Annotated in this window: 11 protein-coding genes; 8 read left to right on the plus strand and 3 right to left on the minus strand. The window is 71.6% G+C overall.

The window, feature by feature from the left end; translation table 11 throughout:
• Nucleotides 1–102: 102 nt before the first annotated feature.
• The 5 genes from ACSUPV_RS40620 (at nt 103) to ACSUPV_RS40640 (ending at nt 6,630) form a co-directional block, all read left to right on the plus strand.
• Nucleotides 103–1,110 carry a LacI family DNA-binding transcriptional regulator gene (locus ACSUPV_RS40620; RefSeq protein WP_436949792.1) on the plus strand — a complete coding sequence of 336 codons (1,008 nt, stop codon included), beginning with the start codon at nt 103–105 and terminating at the stop codon, nt 1,108–1,110.
• Between the two features lie 416 nt (nt 1,111–1,526).
• Complete coding sequence (locus ACSUPV_RS40625; protein WP_436949793.1) at nt 1,527–3,083, plus strand: ABC transporter substrate-binding protein; 1,557 nt, start codon at nt 1,527–1,529, stop codon at nt 3,081–3,083.
• A 9-nt stretch (nt 3,084–3,092) separates the two neighbouring features.
• A complete protein-coding gene (locus ACSUPV_RS40630) occupies nt 3,093–4,034 on the plus strand; it encodes an ABC transporter permease (protein ID WP_359789583.1) in 942 nt (313 codons plus the stop codon).
• Nucleotides 4,031–5,791 carry a dipeptide/oligopeptide/nickel ABC transporter permease/ATP-binding protein gene (locus tag ACSUPV_RS40635; protein WP_436949794.1) on the plus strand — a complete coding sequence of 587 codons (1,761 nt, stop codon included), beginning with the start codon at nt 4,031–4,033 and terminating at the stop codon, nt 5,789–5,791. The genes ACSUPV_RS40630 and ACSUPV_RS40635 overlap by 4 nt, the downstream gene beginning before the upstream one ends.
• Complete coding sequence (locus ACSUPV_RS40640) at nt 5,788–6,630, plus strand: ABC transporter ATP-binding protein (RefSeq protein ID WP_382617716.1); 843 nt, start codon at nt 5,788–5,790, stop codon at nt 6,628–6,630. Before ACSUPV_RS40635 ends, ACSUPV_RS40640 begins: the two co-directional genes overlap by 4 nt.
• Before the next feature lie 39 nt (nt 6,631–6,669).
• Here ACSUPV_RS40640 and ACSUPV_RS40645 read toward each other — a convergent pair whose 3' ends face one another.
• On the minus strand, nt 6,670–7,692 hold the full coding sequence (locus ACSUPV_RS40645; protein WP_382617718.1) for a zinc-dependent alcohol dehydrogenase family protein: 1,023 nt from the start codon (nt 7,690–7,692) through the stop codon (nt 6,670–6,672).
• Between the two features lie 53 nt (nt 7,693–7,745).
• Entirely contained in the window at nt 7,746–9,017 is a 1,272-nt protein-coding gene (locus ACSUPV_RS40650) for an MFS transporter (RefSeq protein ID WP_382617721.1), read from the minus strand.
• A 137-nt stretch (nt 9,018–9,154) separates the two neighbouring features.
• Between ACSUPV_RS40650 and ACSUPV_RS40655 the strand changes: the two genes are divergently transcribed.
• Complete coding sequence (locus ACSUPV_RS40655) at nt 9,155–10,072, plus strand: helix-turn-helix transcriptional regulator (protein WP_436949797.1); 918 nt, start codon at nt 9,155–9,157, stop codon at nt 10,070–10,072.
• Nucleotides 10,073–10,103: 31 nt separating this feature from the next.
• On the opposite strand, the gene ACSUPV_RS40660 is transcribed toward ACSUPV_RS40655, so the two are convergent.
• Complete coding sequence (locus tag ACSUPV_RS40660; RefSeq protein WP_436949798.1) at nt 10,104–11,084, minus strand: LacI family DNA-binding transcriptional regulator; 981 nt, start codon at nt 11,082–11,084, stop codon at nt 10,104–10,106.
• Between the two features lie 221 nt (nt 11,085–11,305).
• Here ACSUPV_RS40660 and ACSUPV_RS40665 point away from each other — a divergent pair, with 221 nt between their 5' ends.
• Both ACSUPV_RS40665 and ACSUPV_RS40670 read left to right on the plus strand, forming a co-directional pair.
• Entirely contained in the window at nt 11,306–12,607 is a 1,302-nt protein-coding gene (locus tag ACSUPV_RS40665) for an MFS transporter (protein ID WP_436949799.1), read from the plus strand.
• Nucleotides 12,608–12,790: 183 nt separating this feature from the next.
• Complete coding sequence (locus ACSUPV_RS40670; RefSeq protein WP_436949800.1) at nt 12,791–13,765, plus strand: alpha/beta hydrolase; 975 nt, start codon at nt 12,791–12,793, stop codon at nt 13,763–13,765.
• Nucleotides 13,766–13,879 lie beyond the last annotated feature (114 nt).

Consider the following 13,879-nt stretch of genomic DNA (forward strand, 5'->3'; position numbering starts at 1 on the left):
AGCACCACTCGATCGCTTCACTTAAACGTGTAGGTAAGCTGAGCGGAAAAGCTAACCGCAGCCACGGGCTTTGGCAAGAGGCCTGGCAGAGGGAGGGGATGCATGACAGGAAAGTCCGGCCCCAGGCGTGTGACCAGCGCGGATGTCGCGCGCGAGGCCAAGGTCTCCCGCGCGACGGTGAGCTACGTGCTCAACGACGCCGCTCACCAGAAGATCCCGGAGGCTACGCGGCAGCGGGTGCGGGAAGCGGCCGCCCGGCTCGGCTACGCGCCGTCGGCCGCGGCGCGCTCGCTGCGCAGGGGGCGCTCCGACATCGTGCTCGGCCTGCTGCCCGACTGGCCGATCGAGCACGTCCTCGGTCGGCTCGTCCAACAACTGACCGACGCCTTGGCCCAGCACGAGCTGACGTTTCTCGTGCACTCGGCTGCTCACCCCGCCCGGCCCCTGCTGGAGGTCCGGAGAGCCTTGACGCCCGCGGCGGTTCTGGCGCTGGACGCGTTCCCGGAGGCCGAAGCCGACGCCGTGCGGGCGGCGGGAATCGAAGTCGTCATGGCAGTGCACGGCTCGGCGCGGAGCGGGCACCGGTCTCCCCTCGTGCCGGAGGAGCCGATCGGAGCGGCGCAGGCCCGCTACCTCGGCCGCGCGCACCGCCGGCTCGGCTACGCCTACCCGGACCTGGCGAGGCTCGGTGTCCTGGCCCGGCCGCGACTGGACGGCGTGCGCAAGGTGTGCGCCGAACTCGGCCTCCCGGAGCCGGATGTCCGGACCGTCCCCGTCGATCGGGACGGTGCCGTCGAAGCGGTGAAGGCATGGCTCGCCGCCGATCCGCCGGTGACGGGCGTCTGTGCGTTCAACGACGATGTCGCCATGGCGGTTCTGGCCGCCCTGCGGTGGCTGGGGCTGCGGGCCCCCCGGGACCTCGCCGTGATCGGCGTCGACGACATTCGCGCCGCGGCGCTGGCCCGGCCGCCGCTCACCACGATCGTCCGCGACACCGAGGCCATCGCGCGGGGCCTGGCCCGCCGTATCGTCGACACCCTCGACGGGGCGCGGGTCTCCGCCGATCCCATCGAGGACCCGCTGCTGGTCCTCGTCCGGGTGTCCGCCTGACCGGTTCCGCCGTCGCGGCAGTCAACCGGCCACCTCCGCACACCTAGTGCCCCGCGCGGCGCTGTCACCGGGACCGTCTTCCGCGAACCTCTTGCGCAACGAGGGCGACACAGTTAGTTTACGGACCACTCGCTTAAAGGTGTAAGTAACCCGCGAGGGCTCACTCGGAGTGACGCGCGCTGGAGCCGACACCTCTGCGTCGACGTCATCTCCAGCAGCTTTCGCGCCGGGATTCCACAGCTCGACCGCGGCGGATTCTCCTGGCTCCGCTCATCCGTGGCGGCCCCCGGACCACGCCGCCGCCCGGCTCGCCCACCTCGACAGCTCGATCGCGACCCATGTCGTATCGCCCGTTCTCCCCGCACACCCTTCCCAGCTCCTCCCTCCCCGGCCCTCCCGACCTCACGGAGACCTCGATGAAGAGAAGCACCGTCCTCCAAGCCTCGCTCGGCGTGGTGGCAGCGCTCGCGCTCGCCGCCTGCGGCGGTGGGCAGGGCAACGGCACCGGCGGCGCCGGATCGGCCACCCTGACCATCGCCCTGTCCTCGGCGCCCAACAGCCTGGACCCCGCACACGTCGCTGTCGGGCCCTTCCTGAACTACATGGACCCCGCCTACGCGACACTGCTGACCCGCAAGGCCGACGGCACCCTGGGAGCCGGGCTCGCCGACAAGTGGGGCTACGTCGGCAAGAAGAACACCAAGTTCAGGCTCCACCTGCGCAAGGGCGCGAAGTTCGCCGACGGCACGCCGATCACCGCAACCGACGTCGTCAACTCCTTCAAGTACTTCCAGAAGGGCAGCGGACCCTCCGTCCCCAACTTCCGTCCCCTGACCTTCTCCACGCCGGACAGCTCGACCGTGGTGGTCAGCAGCCCGACACCGAACCCCGACATGGGCACCCTCTTCACGCCCCCGTACATGGGCGGCGCCATCATCAGCCCGGCCGGGCTCAAGGCCCCGAAGAAGCTCGCCTCCGCGACCTTCGGCGCCGGACCGTACGTGTACAGCGCCCAGCAGTCGGTCTCCGGCGACCACTACGTCTACGTCCCGAACAAGAACTTCTACGACCAGTCCGCCATCCACTTCAAGAAGATCACCGTGCGCGTGATGCCGAACGTCAACTCGCAGGTGCAGGCCCTGAAGTCCGGCCAGATCGACCTCATGTACGGCACGCCGGACGTGGCGCCGACCATCAAGGGCGACAAGTCGCTCACCACGCTCAAGAAGCCCACCACCTGGGCCGGCCTGTTCCTCCTGGACCGTGAGGGCACCGTCGTCAAGGGACTGGGTGATGAGCGTGTCCGGCAGGCGCTGAACTTCGCCGTCGATCGCTCCGCGATCACGAAGGCGGTCTACGGAGACTACGGCACCCCCATCTCGCAGCCGCAGATGCCCGGCTACGACGGCTACAGCCCCGAAGCCGAGAAGATGTACCCCTACGACCCGGACCAGGCCAAGAAGCTGCTGAAGGCGGCGGGCTACGGGAAGGGGCTGACCATCCCGGTGAACTACGGGTCGTTCGACCCCTCGACGACCAAGATGCTCCAGGCCGTGCAGGACCAGCTCGCCAAGGTCGGCGTCAAGCTGAAGCTGAGGGCCGCCACCAACTTCGGCGGCTGGATCAACGACCTGCTGACCAAGAAGTACGCGGCCACCGTGCTCTCGCCCGGCACGGGTGGCGAGGCCAACTTCTACGCCCAGCAGGCGGGATTCACCAAGACGGGCATCATGAACGTCTTCGGCGTGGCCGACCCGGACGTCGACGCCGCGTACGCCCGGCTCGCCGCGGCGGACCCGAAGTCCAGCGGGGCGGCGGCGAAGGATCTCACCGATGTCATCGTGCGGAAGGCGCTCGCCCTGCCGGTGTCCGGTTCCGACACGATCGCCATGTACAACAACAAGTTGCGCGGGGTGCAGTTCCCGGAGGGCGGCGCTCAGCTGACCTCCAACACCCTGTGGACCACCCGCTGACGAGGGCCGATGTTTCCCATCATTCTCCGCAGGCTGGCACTGTCCGTCCCGCTCCTCCTGATCGTCTCGGCGATCACCTTCGTCCTGGAGTCGTTCGTGCCGGGAGATCCGGCACGAACAGTGCTCGGCATCAACGCGACGCAGGAACAGTACGACGCGCTGAGGGCCGCCATGCATCTCGACCAGCCGGTCGCCGTGCAGTACTGGCTGTACCTCCGCGACCTCCTTCAAGGTGACCTCGGCAGCTCGCTGTTCAGCGGCGAATCCGTGCTGGGGCTGATCGGGCAACGCCTGCCGGTCACCCTGGCGTTGGTGATCGGGGGGACCCTGCTCGCGAGCCTGGTCGGTGTCGTGCTCGGCGTGTACAGCGCGACGCGCGGCCGGTTCAGCCGCCGGCTGTTCGACATCCTGTCCCTGCTGGGCAGCGCGGTGCCCAACTTCTGGATCGCACTGATGCTCGTCGCCGTGTTCGCCGTCAAGTTCGGCTTCTTCCCCGCCACCGGGTACACCCCGTTCGCCGAGTCGCCGGGGCAGTGGGCGGCCGGCCTCGTCCTGCCGGTGGTCTCCCTCTCGATCGGCGGAGTCGCCTTCATCTCCAAGGTCACGCGCGACGCGATGATGTCCACCCTCGGCCTCGACCACATCAGAACGCTGCGGGCCTCCGGCATCCGGCCCTCGTCGATCGTCTGGAAGCACGCACTGCGGGGCTGCGGACTGCCGGTGGTGACCACGATCGGCCTCATGATGATCACGTTCATCCCCGGCACGATCCTCATCGAGAACGTCTTCACGTTGCCCGGTCTGGGCACCACGGTCGTGGACGCGACCAACCAGCACGATCTGCCGGTCGTCCAGGGCCTCACCATCACCTTCACGGTCATGGTCATCGTGGTGAACCTTCTCGTCGACGTCCTCTACAGCCTCCTCAACCCGAAGGTACGTGCGGAATGACCACTGTCGAGGCGCCCCCGAAGGCGCGATCGCGGCCGAGGACCAACCCCTTCGCCGGGATATGGCGCCGTCCCGTCCCCGCCGCGGCGTTCGTCGTGGTCGTCGGGATCAGCGTCGCCGTGATCCTCGCCCCGCTCCTGGCACCGCACCCGCCGCTGGCGCAGGACCTGCTCCACACGCTGTCCGGTCCGTCGGCGAACCATCCTCTGGGCACCGACGTCCTCGGCCGCGACGTGCTGAGCCGGCTGCTGTACGGCGGACGGCCGACCCTGATCGGGGTGGGTCTCGCCGTACTCGTCTACGCCTTCTTCGGCATGTCGCTGGGCATGCTCGCCGGCTATCTGCGGGGCTGGACCGACCGGGTCATCGTCGCCGTGCTGGACGTCATGCTCTCGGTTCCGGCGGTCATCATCACGCTGGCCGTCCTCGCGATCTTCCACCAGAGCAACGCCGCCGCCATGCTCACGATCGGCTTCTTCGCCTCCGCGGGCCTCGCCCGGATCATCCGCAGCTCCTGCATCGCGCTGCGCGAGGAACTGTTCGTGGACGCCGCCAGGGTGTCCGGGCTCGGCCCGGCCCGGATCATGGCACGGCACATCCTCCCCCGACTGACAGGGCAGTTGCTGGTCCCGGTCTTCCTCTTCTCGGGCAACGCCCTCGCCATCCAGACCGGCCTCGGGTTCCTCGGCCTGGCCACTCCGGCGCCCGCACCGAGTTGGGGCGGCATGGTCGGAGAGGCCGCGCAGATCATGCAGCAGGACCCCTACCTGCTGTTCGTCTCCGGTGGCGTGATCGGCCTCATGTCCCTGTCCTTCGGGCTGGTCGGCGACGGCCTGCGCGACCTCGAACAGGACCGGCGGCAGGCCACCGGTGGCCGGTTGCGGCGGCCGGTTCCCGCAACGGTCCTCCAGGACGCGAACAAGCCGTCGGACGCACCGCCGGACGGAGCAGTCCTCGCCGTGCGCGACTACTCGATCGCCTTCGCCACCGCGCAAGGGCCACGCACCGTCGTCGACTCCATCAGCTTCTCGGTCCGCCCCGGTGAGATCTTCGGTCTCGTGGGCGAATCCGGCAGCGGAAAGACAGTGACGGGCCTGTCCCTGCTCGGACTCCTCCCACCCAACGGAGCCGTGACGAGCGGCTCGGCCTGGCTGGCCGGCACCCGTATCAGCGGCCTGCCGGAGCGGGAGTTGCAGGGCATCCGCGGCAGCGAGATCGCCCTGGTGTCGCAGGAACCCATGGTGGCCCTCGACCCGTACTTCACCATCGGCTCCCAGCTGTCGGAGGTCGTCCGCCGCACCGGCGCCGTGCCTGGAGGGAAGGAAGCCGTCCGGCAACGCGTCCGGGACCTGCTCACCAGCGTCCACCTGCGCGATCCGGACGGCGTCGCGCGCAGGCACCCGCACGAGCTGTCCGGCGGCATGCTCCAGCGCGTCGTCATCGCCATGGCGCTGGCCGGCTCACCGAAGGTGCTGATCGCCGACGAACCCACCACGGCACTGGACGTGACCGTGCAGGCGGGCATCCTGGATCTGCTGCGGTCACTGCGCGACGAGCACGGCATGGCGATCATCCTGATCACCCACGACCTGGGCGTGGTGGCGGACAGCTGCGACCGCGCCCTCGTGATGGAACAGGGCCGGATCGTGGAGGAAGGCCCGGTCGAGGACATCTTCTACCGGCCCCGCCACCCCTACACGAGGCAACTCATCGCAAGCACCCCCAGCATCGCTCCCACGGAGGGCAGGATCGCGTGACCGGGACACCCGTACTCCGACTCGACGGCCTCGCGGTCCGTTACCCGTCCCGCGGCTTCCGCCGGCCCCCGACCACCGTCATCGAGGACGTGTCGTTCGACGTCGGCGAAGCCGAGACGGTCGCACTCGTGGGCGAGTCCGGCTCGGGGAAGACCACCATCGGCAAGGCGGTGCTGGGGCTGACCCCGGTCAGCGGCGGACGCGTGCTGCTCGCCGGGCGGGACATCACCCGCCTCACCGGCCGGGCCCGCAGGCTCCTGTCCTCCGACCTCCAGGCCATCTTCCAGAACCCCTACGGGTCGCTGAACCCGGCGCTGCCCGTGGGCCGGACCCTCGCCGAGCCCCTGCTCACGAGCGGCTCCACCCTCTCCCGCGCGGAGGTCCACGAGCACATCGCCGACCTGCTCCGCCGGGTCGGCCTGCCGGAGGACGCCGCCGGCCGCTACCCGGCCCAGTTCAGCGGCGGCCAGCGCCAGCGCATCGCCATCGCCCGGGCGGTGGCCCGCCGGCCCCGGGTCGTCATCTGCGACGAGCCGACCAGCGCCCTCGACGTCACCACCCAGGCCGCCGCCCTGGACCTCCTCGCCGAGTTGCAGAGGACGTTCGGCTGCGCGTACCTGTTCATCACCCACGACCTGGCCGTCGTCAAGGAGTTCGCGGCGCGCACCCTGGTGCTCCAGCGGGGACGCATCGTCGAGGAGGGCCCCAGCGCCGAGGTGTGCGAGCGGCCCCGGCACGCGTACACCCGGCGCCTGGTGGCGGCCGCGCCCGTCCCGGACCCGGTCCTGCAACGCAGGCGCCGGCAAGAGCGGACGGACATGCGGGCGGGCACCGGCTGAGCCGTCACGAGCCCGAGCCGGTGGCCGCACGCGCACATCTCAGAGGGTCAGGAGCACCTTGGTGGCGCGGCGTTCGTCCATCGCCCTGTACCCCTCGGCTGCCTGCTCCAGGGGCAGGGTGAGGTCGAAGACCTTGCCGGGGTCGATCTCGCGCTCCCAGATGAGCCGGATCAGCTCGGGCAGGAACCGCCGTACGGGCGCGGGGCCGCCGAGGGTGTGGATGCCGGCGAAGAACAGCTCGATGCCGGGGATGCTCACGTCGTGGTTCACGCCCACGTAGCCGAGGTGCCCGCCGCCGCGGGTGGCGCCGACGGCCTGCATGAAGGACTCCTGCGTGCCGACCGCCTCGATCACCGAGTGCGCGCCGAGGCCGTTCGTCAGCTCCTTGATCTTCGCGACGCCCTCGTCACCGCGCTCCTCGACGATGTCGGTGGCGCCGTAGTAGCGCGCCAGCTTCTGCCGCTCGGGGTGGCGGGACATGGCGATGACGCGCTCCGCGCCGAGCTGCCTGGCGGCCAGGACGGACATCAGACCGACGGCACCGTCCCCGACGACGGCGACGGTCTTGCCCGGTCCGGCCTCGGCGGCGACGGTGGCGTACCAACCGGTGCCGAGCACGTCGGAGGCGGCCAGCAGGGCGGGGATCAGCTCCGGGTCGGGCTGCCCGGGGGTGGCGACCAGGGTGCCGTCGGCCAGCGGGATACGGGCCTTCTCCGCCTGGGTCCCGATCCCCGCGTGGACGAACTCGGCGTGCACGCACTTCGACTGGAACCCGGCCCGGCAGATCTCGCAGGTGTTGTCGGAGATGACGAACGATCCGACCACGAAGTCCCCGGGCTTGACGGTCGTCACCTCGGAGCCGACCTCCTCGACCACACCCACGTACTCGTGGCCCATGAGCGTGTGGTCGGCGGGCTCGATCCCGCGGTAGGGCCACAGGTCGGAACCGCAGATGCAGGTCGCGGTCAGCTTCACGATCGCGTCGGTGGGCTCGACGATCCTCGGATCCTCGCGCTCCTCCACCCGGACGTCGCCGGCCTTGTGCATCACTACTCCGCGCATGGGTTCTGTCTCCTTGTTTCTGTGCTGTGGCGCCCGTGGCGCCGGTGCGTTCTTCAGCTCGTCCCGGCGGATTCATTCGCGGCCCGGGCGGGGGACGGCCCGGGACGGCGGCGCTGGACGAGCGCGATGGTGACGGCGGGGATCAGGGTCAGCGCCGCGATGACCGTGCCGACGGCGGCGGGGCCCGTGGCCCCCAGGGAGGAATCGATGGCCAGTCCGGCGATCCAGGAGCCGACGGCGGTGCCCAGGTTGAAGCCCGACACGGTCAGCGCGGACCCCAGGGTGGGTGCTTCGCCCGCGAAACGGACTCCGAGGGAGATGAGTACCGGGTTGACGCCGAGCCCGAACAGCCCGAGCAGGGTGATCATCGTCACCGTGGGTGCGGCGTGGCCGGCCAGCAGGAAGATCGCCAGCAGCAGGACGGTGGTCACCGCGGGGGCCAGGATCGTCGTCAGGTACGGGCGGTGGTCCCCGAGGCGGCCGCCCAGGAGGAAGCCCGCCAGGGCACCGGCCCCGAACCCGACCAGGACCAGTGGCACGAGTCCGGCGGCCAGCCCGGTCTCTCCGGTCAGCAGCGGCGCGACGTAGGCGTACGTCGACAGCACTCCACCCGTGGTGGTCGTGCAGGCCGCGAGGACCAGCCACAGCCGCTTCGAGCGCAGTGCGGACAGCTCGGAGCGGAGCGACACCGCCTGGTCGCCGTCGGCGTCGCGCGGCACATGCCGGGCGATGAGCACCATGGCGGCCGCTCCGAGGACGGCGAGCGCCCAGAACGGTCCCCGCCAGCCCATGAGCTGCCCGGCGAAAGCACCCAGCGGCACACCGACGACGTTGGCGAGCATCGCCCCGGCGCCCACGACGCCCAGAGCACGCGAACTCGCCGCGGGACCGGCGGCCCGGGCGGCCACCACATTGGCCACCGCCCAGAACGCCCCGGTCGCCAGCGCCGTCAGGAACCGGGCCGCCAGCAGCAGCGCGAAGCCGGAGCCGAGCGCGACGACGAGGTGCCCCGCGGCGAAGACGCCCAGGGCGAGGACCAGCGTCAGCCGCCGCGGCAGCCGCAGCGTCAGCATCGCCATCAGCGGCGCCCCGACGATCATCCCGACCGCGAACACGGTGATCAGCAGTCCGGCCCGGCCGACACCGACCTGGACGTCCTGCGCGATCTCCGGCAGCAGACCCGCCACCACGAACTCCGTCGTCCCCATCAGGAACGTGCCCAGGGCCAGGACGTGGACGACCAGCGGAAGCCGGGTGGGCGGCCGCTCGCCGTCACCGGCGCGGCTGTGGGCAGGTGCGTGGAGGGTTCCTCCTCGCATGGTCATACGTCGTCTCCGCAGCGGATCGGGAACGTGGTGCGCGTCCCACGAAACAGCTCCCGCCGCGCGCGAGGGAGACCGCGTTTATGGGGGGTACCGGCTCAACCCCCCTCCCGAGGGTTCCGGGCCTTAGCGTGGGGGTCATGGACGGCCGTTCCGAAAACCGCGCTGACATCCGTGACTTCCTGGCGCGCCGACGCGCCCAGCTCACGCCCGAGCAGGTGGGCCTGCCCACGAGCGGACGGCGCCGGGTCCCCGGGCTGCGCCGTGAGGAGGTCGCGGTCCTCGCCGGGGTGAGCACGGAGTGGTACACGCGGCTGGAGAAGGGCCACATCGGCGGCGTGTCCGAGGACGTCCTCGACGCGGTGGCCCGCGCCCTGCAGCTGAGCGAGGACGAGCGGACCTACCTGTTCGACCTGGCCAAGGCCGCCCACCCCGGCCCCGCGGCCCGGCGCCGCCGCAAACCCGTCGACATCCCGCCCCGCGTCCAGTGGATCCTCGACTCCATGACGCTGTCCGCGGCCCTGGTCATCAACGGCCGCCTGGACATGGTGGCCACCAACGCCCTGGCCCGTGCCCTGTTCGCGCCGATGTTCGACAGTCACACCACCGACGAGGGCGGTCGGCCGAACTTCGCCCGGTACTACTTCCTCGACGACACCTCCCACGACTTCATTGAGGACTGGGACGGGGCCGCCCGCACCACCGCCGCCCTGCTGCGCGCCGAGGCGGGCCGGTATCCGCACGACAGGGCCCTGCGCGCACTCGTCGGAGAGCTGTCCACGGTCAGCGCCGAGTTCCGCACCCGGTGGGCCGCGCACGACGTGCGGATCCACCACGGCGGCGTCAAACGCTTCCACCACCCCGAGGCCGGGCCCCTCGAGCTGACCTATCAGCCGCTGGACCTGCCCGTGTCCGCGCACGAGGCGCACTCGATGACCATCTACACCGCCGAACCGGGCACCGTCGACGAAGACCGGCTCAGACTCCTCGCCAGTTGGGCGGCCACCCCCGACGGGCAGCGGGAGAGCCCTCACGACACCCGTGACCTCCTCGGATGAGGCGGTCGAGGACCGCTCGGGCGCGGGCCGGTCAGGCGGATTCCCGGAAGCGGAGGAGGAGGTCGTCCCGGACGGGCTCGGCGGGGGTCTCCTTGCCGCCCAGCGAGTCGACGACGCGGCGGGCCAGTCCCCGCGCGATCGCGTCGGTGTCCCGGACGACCGTGGTGAGCGGCGGCTGAGCCAGCGACGCGCCCGGGATGTCGTCGACGCCGATCACGGCCAGGTCGCGCGGGGCGCGCAGTCCCAGATGGCTCAGCCCCGCGAGTACGGCGAGGGCGACGTTGTCGTTGAACGCGCAGATGCCCGTGACCGGCGGGTCCGCGCCCAGCCACCCCTTCACAGCTTCGGCCGCTCCGGCCGCGTCGAGCGGCACCGTCCGGACGTCCGGCTCCGGCATGCCCAGGTCGGCGCAGACCGCTCGGACGCCCTCCAGCCGCGGCCCGGCCAGGACGTCGAGTCCCGGCAGGTCGGGGTAGGCGTAGCCGAGCCGGCGGTTCGGTGCGGCGAGGTGCCGGGCCTGCAGTGCGCCGATCGGCTGCTCGGACACCAGTGGGGGCCGCGGCTCACCCCCGGGCGATCCGTGCATCGCCATCACGACCTCGATGCCCGCCGCGCGCATCGCCTCGGCTTCGACGTCGTCGAAATCCTGCAGGGCCAGCACGGCCGCCGGGGTCATGGCCTTCCAGATGTCCCGCAGGGGGCGCGCGGGATGAGCCGACGAGTGCACGACGAAGGTCAGTCCGGCCTCCGCGAAGGCGTTGGTCAGCTGCTGGATGAGCCGTCCGAGGACATGCTCGATCGGCCAGTCCGGAAGCAGGCCGAGCACGATCTCCGAGCGTCCCGTGCGCAGGGCACGCGCCGCGGCCGAGGGGGCGTAGCCCAGGCGGGCGGCCGCGTCCCACACCCGCTGCCGGGTGGTCTCGGGGATCTTCTGGTGGGGCACGCCGTTGAGGACGTAGCTCACCGTCGCCCGGGACACTCCGGCCTCGCGGGCCACATCCGCGCTGGTCACCCGTCTGCCCTCGGACACCCCGCACCCGCCCTCGCCTCGTCGGCACCTCTTGTCAAAGCCCCCGGCCGCGGTTAGCTTACCGGCCACAACGCTCAACTGGCACGCGTAAGTGAATCGAGTAGGCAGCTCTCGCCGGAGTGGTGCCTCCTCACGTCTCCCGGACGACTCGCAGCCAGGCCACCACAGCTCCCGCCCCCTCTCATCCGCGTCGAGGAGGAGCCATGCCCGGCAACGAGAACGCCGCGAGAAACCCGTGGAAGACCGCGGCCCTCGCCGGCATGGCCTCCTATCTGGACGCCGCGGCCCTGGTCACGTCGGGCATCGCCATCGGCGGCTACTACGCCGGACCGCTCCGCCTCGGCGCCGACGCCATAGGAGCCCTGCTGGGCCTGCAGACGCTGGCGTTCGCGGTCGGCGCGCTGTTCGGCGGCAGGCTGGGCGACCGGTTCGGCCGCCGGAAGGTCTTCACCCTCTCGCTGGTCCTCTACGCGGCCGGTGTCCTGCTGCTCCTGGTGGCGGCGGACCCCGCGCTGCTCTACGCCGGTGTCGTGGCCACCGGTCTGGCGATCGGCGCGGACCTTCCCGTCTCGCTCGCCCTCGTCAACGAGGAGGCGCCGGCCGGCCGGAAGGGCACCATGGTGGTGTTCTCCGGCATGCTCTGGCTCGCCGGAATCGTGGCCGTGCTGGTGCTGAGCTCCTTCATGGGGGTCCAGGGCCTGACGGGCGGCCGGATCCTGTTCGCGCACCTGCTCGTCGTGGCGGTCGCCGTCCTGCTGCTGCGCCTCACCCTCAGCGAGTCGGCCGAGTGGACGGCCGCCCGCCGCGCGGCCGACGCCCGGACGACGGCCCGCTCGGAGACCATCGAGTTCAGCCGCGTCCGGGACCTCTTCCGGGCACCGACCCGCTACGCCCTGCTGGCGACGGGCCTGTACTACGCCGCCTGGAACCTCGGCGCGAACACCCTCGGCCAGTTCGGCACCTTCCTGTGGACCGCTCTGGCCGGGGGAGAGGTGGCGCAGTTCTCCCAGCTGACCCTGGTCGGACTGCCGGTCGGCTTCGCCGCCGGCCTGCTCTTCATGCGGGTGGTCGACACACCGTCCCGGCACACCTGGTTCGCCGCCGGCTCGGGGCTGATCGTCCTGGCCTGGGCGCTGCCCGCGCTGCTCGGGCCGGGCAAGGTCACTCTGGTCGCCGTCATGCTCATCTCGGGCCTCGGCAACTCGTTCGCCGGCGAGTCCGTCTACAAGGTCTGGTCGCAGGAGCTGTTCCCCACCTTGCTGCGGGCCACCGCCCAGGGCGTGACGATGGCCTTCACCCGGGCCGTCGCCGGGCTGGCGGCCCTGGGCACTCCGGCCTTCGCCCTGGGCCACCCCCGCCCGCTGTTCGGCGCCCTGTTCTGCCTGGCGCTGACCGCTGCGGTCATCGGGCTGATCTGGGTGCCCCGCCTGCCCACGACCGCGGGATCCGAGCCGATGGCGCCCGGCACGCCGGCATCCGGCACCTCCCGGCGGACGGCGGTGTGATCCGCCGCCGCACGAGTCCAGCACGGCGCCGCCGCACGGCCCGGCATTGGCGCCGTCGCATGGGCCCGGCATGGCGCCGCCGCACGGGCCCAGCACGGCACAGACCCCGGCCGCCGCTCAGGGATGCCTGCTGCAACCGCGAGCGCCGCTGCCCCGTATCGATCACCCCTCAGGAGGACCTCGATGGTCATGACTCCGCCGCCCTTCGACCCGGAGATCGCCGCGCACCTCGCGGCGATCCACGCGTGGCTGCCGCCGACGATCACACCGGACATGATCCCGGCGGGACGGCAGCTGCCCTCCGGCTCGCCGCCGCCCCCGACGAACGAGGAGCTGGCCGGTGACGGTCGCTTCGAGGTCGAGGAGCGGGCGGTTCCGGGGCCGCCCGGCGCGCCGGACGTGACGGTGCTGATCGGCCGGCCCACCGGCGCGATCGAGCCACGCCCGGTCCTCTACACCATCCACGGCGGCGGCATGGTGACCGGTACCCACCGGCTGGGGATCCCCCTCGACTGGGCGGAGGAGCTGGAGCTGGTCGTGGTGTCCGTCGAGTACCGGCTCGCTCCCGAACATCCGCACCCGGCCCCGGTGGAGGGCTGCTACGCGGGCCTGCTGTGGACGGCGGAACACGCCAAGGAGATCGGCGGTGATCCCGACCGCATCGTCCTCGTGGGCGGCAGCGCGGGCGGCGGACTCGCCGCGGCGGTGGCGCTGCTGGCCCGCGACCGGGGCGGCCCGCGCGCGATCGGCCAGATGCTGTTGAGCCCGATGCTCGACGACCGCAACGACACTCCGTCCGCCCACCAGATGGCGGGTCTGGGCGTGTGGGACCGCACCTCGAACGAGACCGGGTGGAGCGCGTTGCTGGGTGAGGCGCGCGGCACCGCCGACGTCTCGCCCTACGCCGCGCCCGCTCGCGCGGACGACCTGTCCGGCCTTCCCCCGGCGTTCATCGACGTGGGATCGGCGGAGACCTTCCGCGACGAGGACGTCACCTATGCGAGCCGCATCTGGCAGGCGGGCGGCACCGCGGAGCTGCACGTGTGGCCGGGAGGCTTCCACGGGTTCGACACCCTCGTCCCGGAAGCGGCCCTGTCCGTGGAGGCCCGCGCCGCCAAGCTGCGCTGGCTGCGCCGGCTTCTGGGAGACACGGCGTAGGCCGTCCATCCGCTGCCCGGACGGTCACTCGAGTGTCGGCGAGGGCGCGCCGCCCACCCTCGCGGGCGGAGCACTCCACCGGGGTGCCCCGCCCGCGAGGGTGACCTCGGCGCG

Source organism: Streptomyces sp. SudanB52_2052 (assembly GCF_964272415.1).
GTDB classification, from domain to species: domain Bacteria; phylum Actinomycetota; class Actinomycetes; order Streptomycetales; family Streptomycetaceae; genus Streptomyces; species Streptomyces olindensis.